This window comes from Enterobacter cloacae complex sp. ECL414 (genome assembly GCF_021869685.1).
GTDB lineage: Bacteria > Pseudomonadota > Gammaproteobacteria > Enterobacterales > Enterobacteriaceae > Enterobacter > Enterobacter kobei.
In genome coordinates this window covers 434,316-456,998 of the sequence record NZ_CP091481.1, presented here as the reverse complement: position 1 = coordinate 456,998, position 22,683 = coordinate 434,316, and the positions used below count along the sequence as shown (strand labels likewise).

Sequence of the window (22,683 nt, the reverse complement as noted above, 5' to 3'; positions counted from 1 at the left end):
TGCTAAAACTCAAACTGATAGAGCAGATCAAGTGCCTGGTCTACGCCGGACACTGCTTCCAGATATAGCTTAGGCATCAGGCGATAGCGTAGCGTGAGTGTTGCCAGTGAGTCAAAGATCCCCACACCGTATTTTACCTGCAGACCCGGCAGTACATAGCCACTGACCACCACCTGCGAGGAGTCACCCACGCCCTGGGTGTCCAGCGCCAGATTGCTTACGCCGAACGTCTCGCCGATTTTACCCACAACCTGCCCACTTTGTGCAACCCCCAGGCCGACTAACATTGAGGTCATCGCCGCACTGTCGCTCTGACCGCTGTCCAGACCCTGTCCACGCAGCAGGTAAGAGAGGGCTTCCTGCTGCGACATCGCCGGGTCAGAGAAGATCTCCGCCTTCGGTTCGTCGGCTGAGCCGGTGACGCGTACGCCTGCAATGACGTCGTTTTCCGTCGCTTCAGGGTTACGAATCGCTTCGATGTTCAACAGAGGCTGATCCGGTGGACCGGAGAACAGCAGCTCGCCCTTACGCACAATCAGATCCTGACCATAGGCATGGAAACGCCCTTCAGGAATATTGATCTGCCCGTTCAGGCCAAGCCCTTGTTTATCCTGGGCCACTTTCAGATCGCCCGTGAGCCTCGCCTTCAGCCCAAACGCATCCAACCGCACGTTATTCCCCACGTGTACGATAAGGTTACTATTAATCGGTATGCCAGCGCTCTTCTGTTCGACAGGTTTCAGATTTTCATTGAGCATAACTTCATCACTTGAGACACCGACGGCGCTTTCCGGAACCTCGTGAACCACAATACGCGCCCACGGCACGTCGACGCGCCCGTCCAGGGTGAAGAGGCTTGGCGTCGCCTCAAAGACCACATCCGGCGAGACATCCAGGCGCACCATTGGCGGTACGGTAATGCGCACCTTGCTGCCTTTGGCCGCGATGCGGGCACGCCAGTTATCGAGCTGGCTCCAGTCCGCGTCACCGCTCAGGTTGATTTGCCCCTGCTGCGTTAACACCGAACCGCTCAGGGTCGAGCTCATGCCGTTGAAGTTCATCGCAATCTGGCTGGGCTGCATATCAAACGGCATAAAGTTGCCGTCGATGTCCACGCCGCTGAGGCGCATCTGACCGAATAGCTGCGGGCTTTGCGCGTTGCCGCCCAGACGCAGGTTGGCGTTCAGCATGCCCTCGGCTTTCTCCCCGCGGGCGAATATCGGGTTCACCATCGCCAGGTTGAAGTTACGGATATTGACGTTGCCGCCCAGATTACGCCGTCCTTGCGGATCGGTAATTTTTACCTGTCCGTCAAGCTGACCGTTGTTATTAAGACGGATCAGCCACCCCAGCTCAGCACGGTTGTTATGCAGGTCTGCGCTCAGGTTGAGGGTATCGAATGCCACCGGGAGCGACGCATCATTCACCTCCTGCGTCACCTTCACGTTACGGCCCGAAAGCGTGACGCTACCCTGCGGCAGCCCCTCTTTGGTCGTATCCCAGGCGACATCGGCTTTCCCGCTGAAGACGCCGCTGGCCTGCGTGGTGTCCGGCATAAACGGTTTCAGCATCGCCAGATCAAAGCGGTTGAGGTTTACCTGCGCGTGCCCTGCCGCGCCCGCATCGATGGTCTGCGGCACGCACAGCTCTGCATTCGGGTTGATCCAGCAGTGCGGCCCAATAGCGATCTTTTGTTCCGCATTACGGTAGTCCAGCGAGAGAGAACGTGACAACGCCAGCGGCCCCACCGGCGTGTTGAAACGGGTATTGTCCAGCGTCCCTTTCCAGCGCTCCGCTTTGCGGTCGAAGCTGCCGGTCAGGTGAAGCTGCCCGGAAACCGGCTCACCCTGCACGCGTAGCTGGAGGTCATGCTGTTTTTCGTTCCCTTTGGCGTCCAGGGTGACCAGGTTAATGTTCACGTCCGGCTGAGAAATGCGCTCCACGCGCAGGTTCAGGTTACCGCCGATCTGATCGGTGGATTTCACATCCCCTTCCACGCGGACGCGGGCAACGCTCAGTTCCTGCCAGCGCAGATTATTGGCGGTGATATCCGCAAGGAGCTGCGGTGCGTCGACCGTACCGCGCACTTTCACTAACCCTTTCGCCGTTCCGCCCAGGCCCGGCAGGGCGTTATCCAGGTTCGGCGCGTCGATGGTGGCATCAAGATTGAGATCTTTTACCCCCAGCTCGCCTTTGATATCCGCCGTGTTGCGCCCCAGCGCGACGTGCAGACCCGGGATCACCCACTGCAGGTAGCTGTTGCCTTTCACCGAGCCTTCAACATTCACCTTGTTCTGCTTCACGTTACCGGTGAGCTTGATCTCCGGCACGTCCATCTGCCACGTACCGCCGTACAGGCTACCGCGCGTTTTGATCAGCCCGTCCAGCTTCGACGGCCAGTCCGGCACCTCTTTGGCGGTGTTGATACCCGTCAGCTTCAGTTCGCCCCGCCAGCTGATCGCCTGCTGCCAGTCGAGCAGCGCGGTCAGCTCCGTTTTCCCTTCCAGCGCCGCGACGGTCAGCTTGTCGAGGTTGACCTGTTGTTCGTTGCCCTTCGCATCCAGCGTGATGTTCGCGGGCGGTACGCCCTGTCCCTTCACCGCCGTGTGGAACGAGAGCGTGTAGTCAGTCATCTTGCCGCTCAGCTTCAGCTTCAGGTCATCGGCCTGGAACTGTTTTTCGCCGGTGAACGGCCAGTAAAGCTGCTTGCTGACGACCTCAAGATTGAGCGGCAGCCCGGCTTCCGCCAGCTGAGTCTGCGCGCGCAGAACCATGTCCACCGGGCCGGAGAGATTGACCCCGACGTCCAGCTTATCGCGCAGCGCCCCACCCACTTTGACCTTCACTTTTTCGCCCTTCAGCGGGTCGATGTTGAGCGCGCTGTTCAGCGTGATATCCACCGGCCAGTTGTCGCGCAGCAGGGCGTTACCAGACGCATTCACCGACCCCTGGTTGGTGTCGATATCCAGCGCGTCGAGCTTCATGTTGCCGTCAATGCTGCTGACTTTCAGCAGCATGTTGTAGACGGTCAGGTCGGTATCGCCGGTCAGGCGTAGCTGCTCACCTTTGAACTCCTCAATATTGAGGTTCAGCGGCAGATGAACGTCAGTCATTTCCGGCAGAACAGGCTTCGAGAAGAGATCCTTCAGCGTTTCACCCAGCGGCTTTTCTTCCGGCTGCGGATTCTGGATCTTCGGCTCGACGATCTCTTCCTGCGCCACCTCGGCCACTTTCGGCAGCGCGATCAGCAAGCCCTGCAGTGAGGTTGGCGTCAGGGTCAGGTTTTTCTCCTGCCAGCGCAGGCCGGAGGTGAAATCCATGACGGAAACGGTGGTGTCGTCGATTTTAATATTGACGTTATCGAGCGCCACCCGATAGAGCGCAATCGGGTACGGCGTGGAGAGATTCAGCGGGCCGCTATCCTCTTCTTCCACCGGCGCAGACGGCGGCATTTTCTTCGAATCTATCGCCACGTTAACGTCTTTTAGCGACAGATCGTTAACGCACAGCTTGCTGTCACGCAGACAGCCCAGCTTCACCGCGAGGTGAAATTCCCCGGCATTCACCGCCACGCCCGGCTGCTCATAGCGGATGTTCTTCAGACGCAGGTCGCGCCAGCCGCCGGTCACCTGACCTATCTCCAGCCCCGGCACCCAGCGGTTCCCCGCGTTAAACAGCAGATGCAGCCCGGTCGTCGTCCCCACCAGAAACGCCACCGTACCGAGCAGCAGCACGATAAAAATCAGCACCCCGAGGCTTATTTTCTTCCATAAACTCATAATTCAGGCCCCAGACCGATGTAAAACTGTAATCCGTGTTCTTCTTTGTCGCCGACCGGAACGGCGAAATCAAGCTTGATGGGCCCGACCGGTGACTGCCAGCGCACGCCTACACCTGCGCCAGTTTTAAAGTCGCTGCGGCGGATATCGCTCACCGCCTCGCCGCCATCAACGAACATGGCGCCCCACCATTTTCCGCTGACGTTGTACTGGTACTCCAGCGAGCCAGTGGCCAGCTTGGAGGCCCCGATCAGCTTGCCGTCATCGTCTTTAGGCGCGATAGATTTGTATTTGTAGCCGCGGATGCTGCGGTCGCCCCCGGCGAAGAAACGCAGGTCCGGCGGGACTTTGTCGAAATCGCCGGTTTCAATCCAGCCGAGGTTGCCGCGCATGACAAAGCGGTGTTTGTCATACAGCGTGCGGATCCAGACGTTTTGCGCCTGAATCACCGAGAAATCCACGTCAGAACCCCACATCGTGTTGGAGTAATCGATGGAGTAACGCTGGGAATCCCCCCAGGTTGGCATCAGGCCGCCGCGCGAGCGGGTGCGGCTGATCATCACCCCAGGATAGAGCAGCATGGTGGTGTTGGTGACGTTGGCCTGGGTAAAGTGGTCCAGGCTCCAGCGCAGATTAATGGCGCGCTGCCAGCCGCTGGAGAGATCCCAGTAGCGGGATACCGCAAGCGTGGTGGAATCGGACTCTGTATCGTTCAGGTCGGTGCGCTTAAAGCCCCCCTGGACCAGATAGTACTGCTCAAGCGGATTTTTCAGCAGCGGCATTTTATAGCTGAAATCAAGCTGCTGCTCCGGTGCAGAGATACTGGCGCTGGTCGTCAGGCTGTGGCCGTATGAGTTCATCCACGGCTTTTTCCAGGTGGCCTTCACGCGCGGGCCGACGTCGGTCGAATAGCCAACACCGGTCTCAATGGTGTTCTCGGTGCGCGGCGAGACAACGCCATGCAGCGGCAACACCTTGGTTTTGCGAGACTTATCAAATTCCGGTGCGACAACCACCGAGTTAAACCAGCCGGTGGCGGAGAGACGGCGGTTTAGCTCCGCCAGGTCGCTCGACTGGTAGTAATCGCCTTTTTTAAACGGCACGAGGTTTTGCAGGTACTCTTCACGAATTTGCGAACCTTCAAACGTCACGTCGCCAAAGCGGTAGCGCTCCCCGCTGTCGTAGTCGATGTCCCAGAAGGCCTGGCGTCGCGCCAGCGCGATGCCCAGCTGGCTTTTGTTGAACTGGCTGTCAAAGTAGCCCTTACGCAGGGAAACGCTCGTCAGCTCTTTTTTGAAATGGTCGTAATCGCCATGGTTAAGCACGGTGCCGATCTTCGGCCGCGTGCTGAGCAGATCCAGGTAATCCCGGTCGGTACGCGCCCCGCCGCGCAGGACGACGTTCGTGCCACCAATCCGTACCGGCTCCCCCGCCGAGACGCGGGCAATAAGCACCTGACGCCCCTTCTTTGGCGGCGGACGGAGATCGAAATCAATGGTGGGTTCGTAATAACCCAGCGCTTTCAGCCCTTCACGGATAGCGTCATCCACGCGCGCGCGAAAACGCCGGTCCGGCGTCACCTCATCACTCTGGATGGTCGACAGCTGCGCACGCACGTTTTTTTCCAGCGCCCCGGAAAGCCCCTCAACCTGCAAACGGACATTCGCCGCGCTGGCAACCCCGCTTGTCAGCAACACACTGACCAAACATAACTGGCGGATTTTTGTCACGTTTTCTCCTGAATATCCCTGTTTCCACCCTGGAAGCAAATGCAGTGCCGCTCCGCGGCAAAATACGGCCTGTTAGCCAAAAACCCACATCACGGGTTGAAAATGGGTGTAACACCCAAATATTTCTTATGATTAAATCTAGACTCATTCAGCGTATTTATTGTGTTCAATTAAACGCGTCGTGACAACCTTAACCGAAACATCGCACCCCGGGAGGCCCCATCGTGAGTTTATTCGACAAAAAGCATCTGGTTTCACAAGCTGATGCATTACCGGGACGCAATACCCCTATGCCTGTGGCGACCTTACACGCCGTGAATGGCCATTCGATGACTAACGTGCCGGATGGAATGGAGATCGCCCTGTTCGCCATGGGCTGCTTCTGGGGCGTTGAGCGCCTCTTCTGGCAGCTGCCCGGCGTGTACAGCACCGCTGCTGGCTACACCGGCGGCTACACGCCTAACCCAACCTACCGCGAAGTCTGCTCCGGCGAGACCGGCCATGCGGAAGCGGTTCGCGTGGTGTACGACCCTGCGGTGATTCGCTACGAGCAGCTTCTGCAGGTTTTCTGGGAAAACCACGATCCGGCGCAGGGTATGCGTCAGGGCAACGACCACGGCACACAGTACCGCTCGGCCATTTATCCGCTCACGCCTGAGCAGGATGCAGCCGCCCGCGCCAGCCTTGAGCGTTTCCAGCGGGCCATGCGGGAAGCGGGCGATACGCGTGACGTGACAACCGAAATCGCCACCGCGAAACCGTTCTACTATGCCGAGGACGATCATCAGCAGTACCTGCACAAAAACCCGTACGGCTACTGCGGTATCGGAGGCATCGGCGTCTGCCTGCCGCCTCAACTGGCCTGATCACCGTTGCAGCGCCACGCGAGCCGCGTGGCGCGTTGCATTACAGACCGAGCCGTAATCCATCACTTTTCCCTGCAACAGCAGGTTAAAGACCGGCGCCTGCGGTCGGTTGAGCCGCGTTTGCAGCAGGTGAACGGCTTCAATCCCCAGCTCCCGACAGGGCACCGTCACGCCCGTGACCGGTTTTTCCAGACGGTGCGCCAGGTTCCATGCAAAATCGGTCGTTATCAGTGAAATATCTTCCGGAACGCGCAGCCCGTGTCGGGTTAACGCCCTGATCACCCCTTCCACCATGCTGGTGCTGTTCGGGAAAATCACCTCCGGCCACTGCGATCTATCATGGCTCATCAGCCACGCATCCAGAGCCCGCTCAGCCTCTTCAGCGGTAAACCACTCCGTCACGAGCAAATCACGCTGGGGATCGAAGCCCACGTGAAAATGGCGGTACGCCTCTTTAATGCCGTCCAGACGCGCGTAAAGCGTTTCTCGCCGCAGGCAGGTGAGCGTGAGCACACGCCGATGTCCCTGCTCAAAAAGATACTGCATGGCGGTAAACCCAATCGCCCGGTGATCGGGTGACACGGCATCCAGCTCCCGATCCCGATCAACGGAATTAATTAACACGCAGGGCTTATTTAACGTGCTCGCCAGTTTAAATATGGTGGAATCATCAGTCCCAATAATAATTATCGCGTTAATATTCTTCTGACTGGCCTTTTCCATAAATAATTTCACGTCGGCGTGCTGTTCTTCTAATCCACAGCAGCTCACCCACACATTGTGCCGCGCGCAGGCTTCAGTAATCCCTTTTGTGACTTCCAGATAAAAAATATCGCCGCGTCCCTGAAAGGTTCTTTCTGGCGCAAAAACAGCGATACCGTTAATTAACAGTCTGCCGCTCGCCATGGACTCCAGTACGCCTAATTCTCTGGCAGTACGAACGATCGCCTCCCGGGCTTTATCGCTGGTATACGATTTGCCGCTTAATACCCGAGATACCGTACTGACGGAATAGCCCGTCAGGGCCGCAATCTCCTCCATTTTTAACCTGCCCGGCATAGTGTGACCTCGCTCTCATTCAGTTTTTGCAAATATTTGCAGAAACAGCCTTTTGATTTTAAAACCAAATTTCAGAAAGCCTGGAGATTACTTAATCACCTTGCGAGTATTCTCACAAAAACACATTGTCGCTGCGGCTCGCCTTTCCTATTTTCCGGTCATCACTTCTTTTCAACAGAAATTAAGGTGTGACATGGATAAGGTACGTTTTGGCATTATTGGAATAGGTAATATCGGCACGGTCCACGCGCGCTATTTACTGGCGGGTACGGTCAGCGACGCGTGCCTGACGGCGGTTTGCGATAATGCACCGGAAAAGCACCCGGCCATTCGCCAGCTGGTCGGCAATCTCCCCGTGTTCAGTGACGCCCAGGAGATGATCCAGAGCGGGCTTATCGACGCGGTGATTGTCGCGACGCCGCACTACGAGCATCCGCGCCTGTCGATGCTGGCGATGCGCAACGGCATTCACACCCTGTGTGAAAAACCGGCGGGGGTATACACGGCGCAGGTGCAGGAGATGAACGCCTGCGCCCGGGAGTGCGACGTGGTGTTTGGCATCATGTACAACCAGCGCCCGAACCCGCTTTATCAGAAGGTAAAAGACCTTATCGACAGCGGCGAGCTGGGCGAGATCCGCCGCTCCAACTGGATCATCACCAACTGGTATCGTTCGCAGAGCTACTACAACTCCGGCGGCTGGCGCGCCACCTGGAAAGGGGAAGGTGGCGGCGTCTTGCTCAACCAGGATCCGCATCAGCTCGATCTCTGGCAGTGGCTGGTCGGCATGCCGGTCCGTCTGCGCGCGTTTTGCCAGTTCGGCAAACATCGCGATATCGAAGTGGAAGACGAGGTCACCGCCTATGCGGAGTACGCCAATGGCGCGACGGGCGTGTTTATCACTACCGTCGCGGAAACACCGGGGACCAACCGCCTGGAAATCGTTGGCGACCGCGGCAAGGTGGTCGTCGAAGAGGGGAAACTGCGCTACTGGCGGTTACGTGAATCCGAAACCGCCTTCAACGCCCGCTGGCAAAACGGTTTTGGTGAACCCGAATGCTGGGAGGTCTCCATCCCCGTCGCCCCGGAATGCAGCGAACATCACGTTATTACCGCCAATTTCTCTGCCGCCATTTTGCGCGGCGAGCCGCTGATTGCACCGGGTCTGGAAGGGATCCGCGGGCTTACGCTTTCCAACGCCATGCACCTCTCCACCTGGACAGACGACTGGGTCGACCTGCCGCTCAATGAGAAACAGTATCTGCGCCTGCTTCAGCAGCGTATTAGCACCTCAGTGGCTAAAGAGACCGCCAGCATCACGCTGGACGCCTCTGGCACCTGGTAACAGCGGAGAAACACGATGTTAAATGTCGCTATCGTGGGAACAGGGAATATCTCGCATAACCATATTCAGGGCTATTTGCAGTTTGGTCAGCGTTGCCGGATCGTCGCGCTGGTCGATATCTACCCGGAAAAAGCCCACGAGAAAAAAGCACGCTACGGCCTGACGGATGCCCGCGTGTACGCAAGCCACCAGCAGATGCTGGCGTCAGAGCCCGATGTGGACATCGTCGATGTCTGTACGCCGCCCTACGTTCACGCGGAAATCAGCATTGATGCCCTGCGCACGGGGTGCCATGTGCTGTGCGAAAAACCGATGGCCGCCTCGCTGGAAGAGTGCGACGCGATGATCGCCGCACAGCAGGCCAGCGGTAAGACGCTCTCCATTATCGCTCAGAACCGCTTTACCGAAGCTTTCTGGCGCTTAAAAGCAGCGCTGGATTCCGGCCTCGCGGGGAAAATCTGCCATGCGCAGGTGGATTCGTTCTGGTGGCGCGGACACTGCTATTACGACCTGTGGTGGCGTGGCACCTGGGAAAAAGAGGGAGGTGGCTGCACGCTTAACCACGCGGTACATCATATCGACGCCATCCAGTGGATGCTCGGCTTCCCGTCGGAGGTCGTGGCAATGATGACCAACGTGGCGCACGACAATGCCGAGGTGGAAGACCTCAGCGCCGCGATCTTCAAATACCCGAACGGCGCGCTCACGCAGCTTACCGCCTCGGTGGTGCACCACGGGGAAGATCAGAAAATCATCATTCAGGGCGATAAAGCGCGTATCTCCGCGCCGTGGCAGGCCTTTGCCAGCGTCAGCGCCGATAACGGCTTCCCACAGGAAAGCCACGATCTGCCGCGAGAAGCGCAACTCAACGCGGTTTTTCACGACACCCGCAAACTCGAATGGACGCTACACAACGGGCAGATTAACGACCTGCTTTATGCCATTGAGCACGGCACGGCACCGTTAGTGGATGGCCTGCAGGGCAAGCGTTCCCTCGAACTGATTACCGCAATTTATAAATCAGCCATTACCCGCACCGTCGTCCCGCTGCCGATTCAGCGCGATGACCCGTTTTACCGTACCGGCGGGACGAACGCCCTCGCCCCCCGTTTTTATGAGAAGTCCGCAAGCGTGGCCAACTTCAGCGAAGTCGGTGCCATCCCCCTGGGAAAAGATCTGGATCGAGGAATGTCATCATGAACAAGAAAGACGGAATGAACTACGCCCCGGTAGGTAAACCGCAGCCGGTTGTCCGGGAAGGTGAATTTGTTTTTGCCGCTGCCGCACTCGACCACGGTCATATTTACGGCATGTGCAACGGCCTGATTGAAGCCGGCGCCACGCTGAAATGGGTGTACGACCCCGACCCGGCGAAAGTGGATAAATTCATCCAGCAATATCCGCAGGCCCACGTGGCGGCGTCGCTGGACGTGATACTCAACGACGACGAGGTGCGCCTGGTGGCGGGTGCGGCCATCCCGTCCGGGCGCTGTGCGCTGGGGCTGAAAGCGATGGCCGCAGGTAAGGACTATTTCACGGATAAAGCGCCGCTCACCACCCTTGAACAGCTGGCCGATGCCAAAGCAATGGTGGCGCAAACCGGGAAGAAATACGCGGTGTATTACAGCGAGCGTCTGCACGTAGAGAGCGCGGTCTTTGCCGGACAACTGGTGCAGCAGGGCGCGATTGGCCGCGTCGTGCAAACCCTGGGAACCGGTCCGCACCGGGAAGGGACCGGTCGTCCGGAGTGGTTCTACGATCGTCGCGACTTCGGCGGCATTCTCTGCGATATCGGGAGCCATCAGATTGAGCAGTTCCTTTTTTATACCGGCAACAGCGACGCCTCGGTGGTGGCAAGCCAGGTTCGCAACGTTAAACACCCGCAGTATCCCGCCTTCGAAGATTTCGGCGACGCGATGCTGAAAGGGGAAAACGGTGCCAGCGGCTATTTCCGCTGCGACTGGTTTACGCCAGACGGGCTGTCAACGTGGGGCGACGGTCGTCTGACCCTGCTCGGCACCGAAGGCTATATCGAAATCCGCAAATATGTCGATTTAACCCGCGGCGAGCAGGATGTGGTTTACCTGGTGAACAAGGAGGGAGAATTCCGTTATCCCGTCGCCGGGCAGGTCGGGTTCCCGTTCTTTGGTGAACTGATCCTCGACTGCCTGCACCGGACCGAAAACGCCATGACGCAGGCGCACGCCTTCAAGGCGGCGGAGCTTTGCGTAAAGGCTCAGATGCTGGCCAACGCGACGGCATAACGGGAGGCAACGATGACGATCCTGAACACAGCGGTTATCGGTGCCGGCGCGATTCACCGCTGCCATGTGAATGCATTACGCCAGATCCCCAACGTCGCGCTGCGCGCGCTGGTGGATATCGACAGCGTTAAAGGACTGACGCTGGCGATGGCCTATCAGTGCCGTTTTTATCAGGATTACCAGGAAATGCTGCTGGATGATGCCATCGACGTGGTCCATATCTGTACGCCGCATTTCGAGCATAAACGTATGATTCTGGCGGCGCTCGCCGCCGGGAAGCATGTGTTCTGCGAAAAACCGGTGGGGATGAACAGCAGTGAATTCGGCGATATCGTCCAGGCCGTCGACCAGGCGCCGGGCCTGCTCGGCGTTTGCTATCAGAACCGGCTCAATCCCACCAGCCTGCGCATCCGACAGGAGTTAAGCGAGGGCGGGCTGGGGAAGATGCTCGGCATGAAAGCGGTGCTGACGTGGTCGCGGTCGGGCGCCTATTACACCGAAAGTCCGTGGCGTGGACGGCTGGCAACGGAAGGCGGCAGTCTGCTGATCAACCAGGCGATCCATACCCTCGACCTGATGCAGTGGTTCGCTGGCGGGGTCACGCGCCTGAAAGGCGTGGTGGAGAGCGGTGAGCTGGCGGACGTAACCGAAGGGGAGGACAGCGCAATGGCGACGCTGCACTTTGCTAACGGCGCGCGTGGCCTGTTTTATGCCAGCAACTGCAATACCACGGATTCCCCCCTCTGGCTTGAGATCCATTGCGAACGGGGTTCGCTGCTGCTCAATGACAACGTGCTCTGGCGCATTACCCCGGGCGAACGTCGCAAGCTGGCAACCGATGATTCTCCTGACGGCTCGGTCAAAAGCTACTGGGGGCTGGGACACCAGCAGGCGATCCGCCGTTTTTATCATGCCATTCATCACCCGGAAACGGACTACACCGATATCCATGCTGCCGGGAAATCACTCACCCTTGTGGAGGCCCTTTATCGCTCATCTCAATTAAGAAAATGGATAGATATCAATAATTAGAACGTAATGTGTCGTCCAGCAGTAAATAAAAAAACGACCTGAAACACAGGTTAATCATTACCCTACACTGGATATTATTATGGTCAAACCAACTGAACGTAGAGTTGGTTACGGCGTAGCGCTTGGCTACGGCGTAACCGATCTGTTTGGCGGGGGCGCTTTTGCCATTATCGGCACCTGGCTGCTCTTTTTTTACACCACCTATTGCGGACTCTCAGTGATTGAAGCGGGTTCAATATTCGCCATTGCCCGCGTTATTGACGCACTCCTCAGCCCCATTATGGGATACGTCACCGATAATTTCGGTGATACCTGGCTCGGACGTAAATTTGGCCGCCGCCGCTTCTTTTTATTACTCAGCTCACCGCTCATGTTTTTGTATGCCCTGCTGTGGATGACGGACATGGGCTACTGGTACTATCTGGGCACCTATCTCTCGATTGAACTGCTGTCGGCGATGGTGCTGGTCCCGTGGGAAACGCTGGCAGCGGAAATGACAAACCGCTATGAAGAGCGTAGCCGCCTTTCCGGCGTGCGCATGATCTGCTCTCAGCTCGGGGGGTTTCTTGCGGTTTCCGTCCCCGGCGTCATTATGCAGTTCACGGGTAAAGATAATCCGTTTACCTATACCCTTACCGGGCTGATATTTTCCTGCGTATTTTGCATTGCGGTATTTATTACCTGGTACACCACCTGGGAAGCCAAAGATGTGCAGCAGGAGTCCGATTTTAAAGTGGATAACCAGCGCAGCAGCGGGATACTCAATCACCTGAAATATCTGGTTCTGGATCTCTTTTCTTCATTCCGCATTCGCGCGTTCCGGCTGCATATCATTATTTATATCTTTTCGTTTACGGCGATGGACGTATTCGGTTCGGTCTTTACCTATTATGTCGTGTATTGCCTGAGCCAGGATGCGGCGGCGGTATCTGGCTGGCTGAGCATTGCGGCCTTCGCCTCGGTGCCGGGCACGTACGGGTTTATGCTGTTGCTGAACCGGCTGAATGTGACTCCTTCCGCCGCGCTCCGCCTCTCCTACGGCTGTATTTTCTGCGTGCTGGTATTCCTGTTTACGGTCTACCTTACCGAAACGCAGGTGCCGACGCTGCTGTTCTCGGCGGTCTTTATCTTGCTGGGTGCCGCCCGCTCCGGCCTTTACTACATTCCGTGGAATATCTACAGCTTCATTCCGGATATCGACGAGATGGTGACGCAGCAGCGCCGCGAAGGGATTTTTGCCGGTGTGATGGTCCTGACCCGCAAAAGTACCGTGGCTATTGCCATCATGATTATTGGTCTGGTGCTGCAGGAGTCCGGTTTCGTGAAAGGCAGTGGCGCACAACCGGAAAGCGCGCTGGGGGCCATTATCGGCCTGATGATTTTTGCCACCGCGGCGCTTCTGGCGGTGAGTTTCTTCACTACCTACAAGTTTAAGCTCACCCGCGAGACGCATAAGTTGCTCCTCAAGGAGATTGCCCGGCGGAAACTGGGCGGAGATTACCGCGACTGCGACGCCAGGACTCGGGTGATCATCAAGCAGTTAACCGGATACGAGTATGACCAGGTGTGGGGAGGCGACGCCACACGACAGACGGTGGGAAGCGCCCATTTATCTCCCGTGAAATAACCGCGCAGACCGGGCAGCACTCCACTGTCCGGTCTGTTTTTATGCCAAAATGTGACCTCTGGCAGATTTACATCTCTTTACGCTATACTACCCGCTGAAATAATCAGCTCAACGCTACGGGCTGACGTTCTACGTGTTTTCACACAAATGGTATCAATTCCCCTTCTGAGGATCTGGCGAGAAGCCGGATAAACTATGTTAAACAGTATTTTAGTAATACTTTGTCTGATTGCCGTCAGTGCATTTTTCTCGATATCGGAGATTTCTCTGGCCGCCTCCCGTAAAATCAAACTGAAGCTGCTTGCTGATGAAGGCAACATCAACGCCTCCCGCATTCTCAAAATGCAGGAGAACCCCGGCACCTTCTTCACCGTGGTGCAGATTGGCCTGAACGCGGTCGCCATTCTCGGCGGTATCGTGGGCGATGCAGCGTTTTCGCCGGCGTTTTACAGCCTGTTTGTGCAGTACATGTCCGCCGAACTGGCCGAGCAGTTGAGCTTTATTCTCTCCTTCACGCTGGTTACCGGCATGTTCATCCTCTTCGCTGACCTGACCCCGAAACGCATCGGTATGATTGCGCCAGAAGCTGTGGCTTTGCGTATCATCAACCCGATGCGCTTCTGCCTGTTCGTGTTCCGTCCGCTGGTATGGTTCTTCAACGGCCTGGCAAACGTGATTTTCCGCATCTTCAAGCTGCCCATGGTGCGTAAAGACGACATCACCTCTGACGACATCTATGCGGTGGTGGAAGCTGGCGCGCTGGCCGGGGTGCTGCGTAAGCAGGAACACGAGCTCATTGAGAACGTATTCGAACTTGAATCCCGTACCGTGCCCTCATCCATGACGGGCCGTGAAAGCATTATCTGGTTCGATTTGCATGAGGATGAGCAGAGCCTGAAGAACAAAGTGGCACAGCATCCGCACTCTAAGTTCCTGGTCTGTAATGAAGATATCGACCACATCATCGGTTACGTCGACTCCAAAGACCTGCTCAACCGCGTGCTGGCAAACCAGAGCCTGGCGCTCAACAGCGGCGTGCAGATCCGCAACACCCTGATCGTGCCAGACACCCTGACGCTCTCGGAAGCGCTGGAAAGTTTCAAAACCGCCGGGGAAGACTTCGCCGTCATCATGAACGAATACGCGCTGGTGGTGGGGATCATTACGCTGAACGACGTGATGACCACGCTGATGGGCGACCTGGTGGGCCAGGGGCTGGAGGAGCAGATTGTTCAGCGTGACGATAACTCGTGGCTGATTGATGGCGGTACACCGATTGAAGACGTCATGCGCGTGCTGGACATCGACGAGTTCCCGCAGTCCGGTAATTACGAAACCATCGGCGGCTTTATGATGTTTATGCTGCGCAAAATCCCGAAACGTACCGATTCGGTGAAGTTCTCCGGCTACAAGTTTGAGGTGGTGGACATTGATAACTACCGCATCGACCAGCTGCTGGTGACGCGCATCGACAACAAACCGACCGTGCTGGTGCCGCGGATGCCTGACGCAGAAGAGAAGGTGTCGGCGTAAGACCCATATACATCAACGGCTCCCATTGGGAGCCGTCTTTTTAACTACTGCATAGCACGTTGGTTAAGCCATCTCAGTTTGCAGACGCATAACCTGACGGTTGACTTCGGACATCACAGACAGGTGCTGTTTGTCCTTCACTTTTGGGATAAGGATCTTGCCCTTATCAAATTCAAAAGCGCCAACATCCTTGATGTACAACCGTCCACGGAACAGGATCTTCACGTACTTCGCCACTTGAAGCGGGTTGTAGCGTTGGAAAATTTTCATTCTTGTATCTCCTGCGAATCATACGCTCTTGCGGTGCCACAATCAGCCCGACTGTCCTGAGCGCAAATTTTGATGCCCAATGACTATAGACCAGAACTACGGTGTTACCCAGTGTGCATAAGTTTATTTACCGTTTGATTACAATTATTCAGAATAATCTTTGCAAAGCGTGACTGAGAGCAGTATAAGCCGTCGTTTTTTCATGGATATGTGCGTTCACCCGCAAACTGGCATTGGGATTGCGGGAAAACCACATTGATCGCACTTATGATTAAAAGCGTAAGACCAAGTGGTCGGATCACCTGCAAACAATAAGGAAACGCCATGACCCTACGTAACATCCTTGCAGCAGCTTGTCTGCTGCTGCCCCTGTGGGCTTGCGCTCACAACATTGAAAAAGGACAACGTGTCCCGCCAGTCGGCATTGCTGACCGGGGAGAATTGATTCTCGACAATGATAAGTTTAGCTATAAAGCCTGGAATAGCGCGCAGCTCGCAGGCAAAGTGAGAGTTGTACAACATATTGCCGGTCGTACATCTGCAAAAGAGAAAAATGCCAACCTGGTGGAAGCGATCAAGGCCGCAAAATTCCCGCACGATCGCTACCAGACCACCACGATTGTGAACACCGATGACGCGATTCCCGGCTCCGGGATGTTTGTGCGTTCAAGCCTTGAGAGTAATAAGAAGCTCTATCCGTGGTCGCAGTTTATCGTCGACAGCAACGGAGTCACCCGTAAGGCCTGGCAGCTGGAGGAAGAGAGTTCCGCGATTATCGTGCTGGATAAGGAAGGTCGCGTCCAGTGGGTGAAAGACGGCGCGTTGACCCAGGAAGAGGTGCAGCAGGTCGTCGCCCTGCTGCACAAGCTGTTGGCTCAATAAATCGAGACGCGGAAGCCGGGGTTGAGGAAGGATTCACGCGGGGTATAGTCCAGCGGCTTGCCCTGCCAGTCATGAACATGCGCCCCGGCGGCCGCTGCAACCGCGTGCCCTGCCGCCGTATCCCAGACGTTAGTCGGCCCAAAGCGCGGATAAAGCTGCGCCTGTCCTTCCGCCACCAGGCAGAATTTCAGCGATGAACCAATCGACGTCGTCTGGTGTTCCCCCAGCTGCTGCAGGTACTCCTGCAGTTCACTGTCGCTGTGCGAGCGGCTAATCACCACCAGCGGTGGGCGCGCATCGCGCACCTGGATCTGCTTACGAACGCCGCACTCCTCCTTCCAGGCTTTACCTTCCGCCGCGCTGTACATCACCTTCATCACCGGGGCGTAAACCACGCCGAGCACCGCCTTTCCCTTTTCAATCAGGGCGATATTAACGGTGAACTCCCCGTTGCGCTTGATGAACTCTTTGGTACCGTCCAGCGGATCGACCAGCCAGTAGCGCTGCCAGTGCTGGCGTTCATCCCAGCTCTGCGGCGCTTCTTCAGACAGAACGGGGATGTCCGGCGTCAGCGCCTGTAAACCGTTCATAATGACCTTATGCGCAGCGATATCCGCCGCCGTGACCGGGGAGTCGTCCGCTTTACTGACGACCTCCATCGGTTTTGCACCGTCATACACTTGCATGATGGCATCCCCCGCATCCCGTGCGAGTTGACAAATTTTATCTAGCATTCTCCACCTCTTTGTTAACGCAGTGAGGTTAACTCATTGTTTTAGTTATATCGTAATGTGAACAATTCCGCTATCTGTGAAGCAATTCCGGTTTCAGTACGCTTTTTTCTGTCAGGATTCACATTTCTGTAAGCAACACGCTATAGATACATACTCTTTTGTGGCATGGATCGAAAAAAGGACTCCTCTGATGATTAAGTTTAGTGCAACGCTTCTGGCGACGCTGATTGCAGCGAGCGTGCAGGCGGCGACGGTAGATCTGCGTATTCTGGAAACGACCGATCTGCACAGCAACATAATGGACTTCGATTACTACAAAGATACCCCTACCGAAAAATTCGGTCTGGTCCGCACGGCAAGTTTGATCGATGCCGCGCGCGGTGAAGTGAAAAATAGCGTGCTGGTGGACAACGGCGATCTTATTCAGGGTAGTCCACTCGGGGATTACATGGCCGCGAAGGGGCTAAAGAAAGGCGAGATCCATCCCGTTTATAAGGCGATGAATACGCTGGATTATGCCGTCGGCAACCTGGGCAACCACGAATTTAACTACGGCCTGAAGTACCTGCACGATGCGCTGGCTGGCGCAAAATTCCCCTACGTTAACGCCAACATCATCGACGTTAAGACGCAGAAGCCGCTCTTTACCCCCTATCTGATTAAAGAGACCGAGGTTGTCGATCAGGACGGTAAAAAACAGACGCTTAAAATCGGCTATATCGGCTTCGTGCCGCCGCAAATCATGACCTGGGATAAAGCCAACCTCGACGGTAAAGTGACCATTAACGATATTACCGAAACTGCGCGCAAATACGTGCCGGAAATGCGCGAAAAAGGGGCCGATCTGGTGGTGGTGGTTGCGCACTCGGGACTCTCCGCCGACCCGTATCAGGCCATGGCGGAAAACTCCGTTTATTATCTGAGTGAAGTCCCTGGCGTCGATGCGATCCTGTTCGGCCACGCCCACGCGGTCTTCCCGGGTAAGGACTTTGCCAGCATTAAGGGCGCAGACATCGAGAAAGGGACGCTCAATGGCGTGCCGTCGGTGATGCCGGGCATGTGGGGCGACCACCTTGGGGTGGTGGATCTGGTACTCAATAACGACGGCGGCAGCTGGAAGGTCACTCAGTCAAAAGCAGAGGCGCGTCCGATTTACGACGCTGCGGCTAAAAAATCACTGGCCGCTGAAGATAAAAAACTGGTCGACGTGCTGAAGCACGATCACGACGCCACCCGCGAATTCGTCAGCAAGCCGATCGGCCAATCCGCCGATAATATGTATAGCTTCCTGGCGCTGGTGCAGGATGACCCAACCGTTCAGGTCGTCAACATGGCGCAGAAGGCCTATGCCGAACACTTTGTTCAGGGCGATCCGGATCTGGCAAAACTGCCGGTGCTGTCTGCCGCTGCGCCATTCAAAGTTGGCGGGCGTAAGAACGACCCGGCAAGCTATGTCGAAGTTGAGAAAGGCCAGCTGACGTTCCGTAACGCCGCCGATCTCTATCTCTATCCGAACACGCTGGTGGTGGTGAAAGCGACGGGTAAAGAAGTGAAGGAATGGCTGGAGTGCTCTGCCGGACAGTTTAACCAGATCGATCCGAAGAGCAGTAAACCGCAGTCGCTGATTAACTGGGATGGCTTCCGAACCTATAACTTTGACGTGATCGATGGCGTTAATTATCAGATTGACGTTACCCAACCCGCGAAATATGACGGCGAGTGCCAGGCCATTAACCCGCAGGCCGAGCGCATCAAAAACCTGACCTTCAACGGTAAGGCGATCGATCCGAATGCCACCTTCCTGGTGGTAACCAATAACTACCGCGCCTATGGCGGTAAGTTTGCCGGTACGGGAGATAACCACATCGCCTTTGCTTCACCGGACGAAAACCGCTCGGTACTGGCGGCGTGGATCAGTGCTGAGTCGAAGAAGGCGGGCGAAATTCACCCGGCCGTGGATAACAACTGGCGCCTGGCACCGATCCACAGCGATACGAAACTGGATATCCGCTTTGAAACGTCACTGTCCGATAAGGCCGCCGCGTTCATTAAGGATAAGGCGCAGTATCCGATGAAGAAGGTGGCGACCGATGATATTGGCTTCGCGATTTATCAGGTTGACCTAAGCAAGTCGCGGTGATTGTGTCGGGTGGCGCTTCGCTTACCCGACCTACGAGATCGGGTAGGCCGGGTAAGGCGAAGCCGCCACCCGGCATGTCACGCCGCCCGATCGTCCCGATTCGCCATCACCTTCGGCGTATTCACCTCAATCCAGTCCGCCAGCGCAGCCACTTTCTCACTGACCTCAATCCCCATCGGCGTCAGGCTATACTCTACGTGCGGCGGCACAACCGGATATGACACGCGATCGACAAACCCGTCCTGCTCCAGCGCCTGAAGCGACTGGGACAGCATCTTTTCGCTTACCCCGCCCATTTTGCGGCGCAGATCGCTGAAGCGATGCGTTCCCTGACGCAGGGCCAGCAGAATCAGCACGCCCCAGCGGCTGGTAACGTGTTTGAGCACCTCCCGGGAAGGACACTGTTCCGCAAAGAGGTTGCCATCGCGCATTTGTTCGCTGAGTGTCGGTATCGTTGTTTTCATACTTACCTTTTTGTACGTACTTACTAAAAGTTAGCTATGGTGCTAGTGTGCCATAACACCAGACAAACACGAAGGAGATTCATCATGATTGCGATTACCGGCGCTACCGGCCAGCTTGGCCAATACGTTATTGAAGAACTGCTGAAAACGGTTCCGGCAAACGAGATTGTCGCCATTGTCCGTAACCCGGCGAAAGCCGACGCCTTAAGCCAGCAGGGAATTGTAGTTCGTCAGGCGGATTACACGAACGAAGCCGCCTTCACCGCCGCGCTGAGCGGCGTGGATAAGCTGCTGCTGATCTCCTCCAGCGAAGTCGGCCAGCGTGCAACCCAACATCAGAACGTCATTAACGCCGCCAAAGCCGCTGGCGTGAAATTCATCGCCTACACCAGCCTGCTGCATGCGGATCGCTCCCCGCTGGGCCTGCACGTTGAACACGTCGAGACGGAGAAAGCGCTGGCGGCGTCCGGCATTCCTTATGCCCTGCTGCGCAATGGCTGGTATACCGAAAACTATCTGGCAAGCGCGCCACCGGCGATTGAGCATGGCGTGTTTATAGGTGCGGCAGGCGAAGGCAAAATTGCCTCTGCAACCCGTGCAGACTACGCCGCCGCCGCAGCCAAAGTGATCGCTGAAGAGGGTCATGCTGGCAAGGTATACGAACTGGCTGGCGACCACGGCTGGACGCTGAGCGAGCTGGCGGCTGAGCTGAGCAAGCAGAGCGGGAAGCCGGTGACCTATCAGAATCTCAGCGAAGCCGATTTTGCCGCCGCGCTGAAGGGGGTGGGTCTGCCTGCGGGGCTGGCGGATATGCTCGCGGACTCCGACGTGGGTGCATCCAAAGGCGGCCTGTTTGACGACAGCCATACCCTGAGCACACTGATCGGCCGCCCGACCACACCGCTGGCGGAGAGCATTAAAGCCATTCTGTAATTGTTACGGATTGGTTATTTTTTGTGGCATCCCCTCGGGTCATCTCTGATAATGAAGCGATGACCACGAGGAGGCTCAACGTGCAAGGCGTACCGGAACAGTTCATTGATGAGAGAGACAGCGCGCGCTTTCGCCATCTGGCGCAGGTGCCGGGCATCGAACTCTATCACGCGCATATATCCCGCTACGCCTTTGAGCCTCACACCCATGAAGCCTTCGGGATCGGCACGATTGAAACCGGTGCCGAACGTTTTCGCTATCGCGGTACCCAGCACCTCGCGCCGGAGAAATCCGTCGTTACCATGAACCCGGACGAGATCCACACCGGGGAATCCGCCACCGAAGGCGGCTGGCGCTACCGGATGGTTTACATCGAACCTGACCTGCTGGAAGAGGTAACCGGCCTCCGGCACTGGTGGTTCAGCGAGGTGACCCGTTTTGACCCCCAGCGCTCGCAGCAAATCGGCAGGCTCATCTACGGCCTGTGGCATACGGACGATCCGCTGGCGCAAAAAGGATTATTGCTGGATCTGATTGAGACCTTTCAGCCCCTGGCCCATCACGCGCCGGTGGTTCAGGAAGGTGCGCACCGCTTCGAACGTGTGCGCGAGTATCTGCATGACAACTATATGCACTCCCTGACGCTGGATGAGCTGGCCAACGTCGTTTCGCTCAGTCCGTATCATTTTCAGCGCCAGTTCAAAGCCCATTTCCACGTTACGCCGCACCAGATGCTGATGGCTATCCGCCTGTGGCGCGCCAAAGCGTTCCTCACCCACGGCATGCCCGCAGCTGAGGTCGCTGCGGCGACCGGGCTGACCGACCAGTCACATTTGACCCGGGCATTTACCCGCCGCTACGGCATTACGCCCGTGCGCTACCAGAAGCAGGTCACCCGGCGCTAATGCGCAATCTCATACAATACGCGCGCATTTGCCCCTCCTACACTGAGCGCAACGTGAAGCAATAGGGATGGAAAAATGATTAGTGGCGTGTTGTATGCCCTGCTGGCAGGGATGATGTGGGGGCTGATTTTTGTTGGCCCGCTGATCGTGCCCGAATACCCGGCAATACTGCAGTCGACCGGACGTTATCTGGCGCTGGGGCTGATAGCCTTACCTCTGGCATGGCTGGGACGCGCGCGCCTGCGTCAGCTTAGCCGTCAGGACTGGCGCACCGCGCTGGCGCTGACCATGATGGGCAACCTCATCTATTACGTTTGCCTGGCGAGTGCCATTCAACGCACCGGGGCCCCGGTCTCGACCATGATTATCGGCACACTGCCGGTTGTCATCCCCATCTTTGCTAACCTGCTCTATAGCCACCGCGATGGCAAACTGGCGTGGCCAAAAATGGTGCCTGCGCTGTTGTGTACCGCCGTAGGGCTAATATGCGTCAATATTGCCGAGCTGCGTCATGGGCTGAAGGACTTTGATCTGTGGCGTTACGGCTCCGGCATTCTGCTGGCGTTCGTTTCCGTGGCGTGTTGGGCATGGTATGCCCTGCGCAATGCGCGCTGGCTGCGTGAGAACCCGGACAAGCATCCGATGATGTGGGCGACGGCTCAGGCCCTGGTTACGTTGCCCGTTTCACTGCTGGGATATGTTGGGGCGTGCCTCTGGTTAGGCCATCAACAGCCCGATTTCGCCCAGCCCTTCGGACCCAGACCGTGGGTATTTGTTGCCCTGATGGTGGCGATTGCGGTGCTGTGTTCCTGGGTGGGCGCGCTGTGCTGGAACATTGCCAGCCAGAAACTGCCAACGGTGATCCTGGGGCCGCTGATTGTTTTCGAAACCCTGGCCGGGCTGCTTTATACCTTCCTGATGCGCCAGAGCGTACCGCCTGTATTAACGGCCTGTGGGATTGTGTTGCTGGTCGTTGGGGTGGTGATGGCGGTGAGAGCGAAGCCGGAAAAACCGAGGGTTGTGTCAGCATCAGAAGTGTGATTTTTGCCGGGTGGCGGCTACGCCTTACCCGGCCTACACGGAGCGATTTTGTAGGCCGGGTAAGCGTCAGCGCCACCCG

Annotated in this window: 18 protein-coding genes; 12 read left to right on the top strand and 6 right to left on the bottom strand. The window is 56.8% G+C overall.

Going from position 1 to position 22,683, the window contains the following annotated elements:
* Nucleotides 1-2 precede the first annotated feature (2 nt).
* Together tamB and tamA are read right to left on the bottom strand one after the other, a co-directional pair.
* Entirely contained in the window at nt 3-3,779 is a 3,777-nt protein-coding gene (gene tamB, locus L3068_RS02140; RefSeq protein ID WP_117581611.1) for an autotransporter assembly complex protein TamB, read from the bottom strand.
* The gene (gene tamA / locus L3068_RS02135; protein ID WP_045268860.1) at nt 3,776-5,509 is read right to left on the bottom strand and encodes an autotransporter assembly complex protein TamA; all 1,734 of its coding nucleotides are present in this window, start codon (nt 5,507-5,509) and stop codon (nt 3,776-3,778) included. Before tamA ends, tamB begins: the two co-directional genes overlap by 4 nt.
* 224 nt (nt 5,510-5,733) lie before the next feature.
* On the opposite strand from tamA, the gene msrA reads away from it, so the two are divergent.
* Nucleotides 5,734-6,375 (top strand): peptide-methionine (S)-S-oxide reductase MsrA, encoded by a 642-nt coding sequence (gene msrA, locus L3068_RS02130; protein WP_117581609.1) that lies wholly within the window; start codon nt 5,734-5,736, stop codon nt 6,373-6,375.
* On the opposite strand, the gene L3068_RS02125 is transcribed toward msrA, so the two are convergent.
* Nucleotides 6,376-7,434 carry a LacI family DNA-binding transcriptional regulator gene (locus L3068_RS02125; RefSeq protein ID WP_117581607.1) on the bottom strand — a complete coding sequence of 353 codons (1,059 nt, stop codon included), beginning with the start codon at nt 7,432-7,434 and terminating at the stop codon, nt 6,376-6,378.
* A gap of 193 nt (nt 7,435-7,627) precedes the next feature.
* Here L3068_RS02125 and L3068_RS02120 point away from each other — a divergent pair, with 193 nt between their 5' ends.
* From L3068_RS02120 to paeA, 6 genes are all read left to right on the top strand, one after another.
* Nucleotides 7,628-8,779, top strand: a complete 1,152-nt coding sequence (locus L3068_RS02120) for a Gfo/Idh/MocA family protein (protein WP_047624567.1) — start codon at nt 7,628-7,630, stop codon at nt 8,777-8,779.
* A gap of 15 nt (nt 8,780-8,794) precedes the next feature.
* A complete protein-coding gene (locus L3068_RS02115) occupies nt 8,795-9,979 on the top strand; it encodes a Gfo/Idh/MocA family protein (protein ID WP_047624568.1) in 1,185 nt (394 codons plus the stop codon).
* A complete protein-coding gene (locus tag L3068_RS02110; RefSeq protein WP_014882260.1) occupies nt 9,976-11,043 on the top strand; it encodes a Gfo/Idh/MocA family protein in 1,068 nt (355 codons plus the stop codon). The genes L3068_RS02115 and L3068_RS02110 overlap by 4 nt, the downstream gene beginning before the upstream one ends.
* A gap of 12 nt (nt 11,044-11,055) precedes the next feature.
* Nucleotides 11,056-12,075, top strand: coding sequence for a Gfo/Idh/MocA family protein (locus L3068_RS02105; protein ID WP_176260915.1), 1,020 nt, complete (start codon nt 11,056-11,058; stop codon nt 12,073-12,075).
* A 79-nt stretch (nt 12,076-12,154) separates the two neighbouring features.
* Nucleotides 12,155-13,702: an MFS transporter gene (locus tag L3068_RS02100; RefSeq protein ID WP_014882258.1), complete on the top strand. Its 1,548-nt coding sequence runs from the start codon at nt 12,155-12,157 to the stop codon at nt 13,700-13,702.
* Nucleotides 13,703-13,897: 195 nt separating this feature from the next.
* Nucleotides 13,898-15,235 (top strand): polyamine export protein PaeA, encoded by a 1,338-nt coding sequence (gene paeA, locus L3068_RS02095; protein WP_023338945.1) that lies wholly within the window; start codon nt 13,898-13,900, stop codon nt 15,233-15,235.
* A gap of 63 nt (nt 15,236-15,298) precedes the next feature.
* On the opposite strand, the gene L3068_RS02090 is transcribed toward paeA, so the two are convergent.
* Entirely contained in the window at nt 15,299-15,505 is a 207-nt protein-coding gene (locus tag L3068_RS02090; RefSeq protein ID WP_003856054.1) for a DUF1107 domain-containing protein, read from the bottom strand.
* A 324-nt stretch (nt 15,506-15,829) separates the two neighbouring features.
* Here L3068_RS02090 and L3068_RS02085 point away from each other — a divergent pair, with 324 nt between their 5' ends.
* Entirely contained in the window at nt 15,830-16,387 is a 558-nt protein-coding gene (locus L3068_RS02085) for a YtfJ family protein (protein ID WP_014882256.1), read from the top strand.
* On the opposite strand, the gene cysQ is transcribed toward L3068_RS02085, so the two are convergent.
* Nucleotides 16,381-17,121 (bottom strand): 3'(2'),5'-bisphosphate nucleotidase CysQ, encoded by a 741-nt coding sequence (gene cysQ / locus L3068_RS02080; RefSeq protein ID WP_014882255.1) that lies wholly within the window; start codon nt 17,119-17,121, stop codon nt 16,381-16,383. The genes L3068_RS02085 and cysQ overlap by 7 nt on opposite strands.
* Before the next feature lie 190 nt (nt 17,122-17,311).
* Here cysQ and L3068_RS02075 point away from each other — a divergent pair, with 190 nt between their 5' ends.
* A complete protein-coding gene (locus tag L3068_RS02075; protein WP_117581604.1) occupies nt 17,312-19,261 on the top strand; it encodes a bifunctional 2',3'-cyclic-nucleotide 2'-phosphodiesterase/3'-nucleotidase in 1,950 nt (649 codons plus the stop codon).
* A gap of 77 nt (nt 19,262-19,338) precedes the next feature.
* Here the strand turns inward: L3068_RS02075 and L3068_RS02070 are convergent, their stop codons facing one another.
* Nucleotides 19,339-19,725 carry a winged helix-turn-helix transcriptional regulator gene (locus L3068_RS02070; RefSeq protein WP_023331869.1) on the bottom strand — a complete coding sequence of 129 codons (387 nt, stop codon included), beginning with the start codon at nt 19,723-19,725 and terminating at the stop codon, nt 19,339-19,341.
* Nucleotides 19,726-19,809: 84 nt separating this feature from the next.
* On the opposite strand from L3068_RS02070, the gene L3068_RS02065 reads away from it, so the two are divergent.
* From L3068_RS02065 to L3068_RS02055, 3 genes are all read left to right on the top strand, one after another.
* Nucleotides 19,810-20,658, top strand: a complete 849-nt coding sequence (locus L3068_RS02065) for an SDR family oxidoreductase (protein WP_014882252.1) — start codon at nt 19,810-19,812, stop codon at nt 20,656-20,658.
* A gap of 80 nt (nt 20,659-20,738) precedes the next feature.
* The gene (locus L3068_RS02060) at nt 20,739-21,563 is read left to right on the top strand and encodes an AraC family transcriptional regulator (protein WP_023331867.1); all 825 of its coding nucleotides are present in this window, start codon (nt 20,739-20,741) and stop codon (nt 21,561-21,563) included.
* A gap of 75 nt (nt 21,564-21,638) precedes the next feature.
* Nucleotides 21,639-22,604, top strand: coding sequence for a DMT family transporter (locus L3068_RS02055; protein ID WP_045281968.1), 966 nt, complete (start codon nt 21,639-21,641; stop codon nt 22,602-22,604).
* The last annotated feature ends 79 nt before the right edge of the window (nt 22,605-22,683 follow it).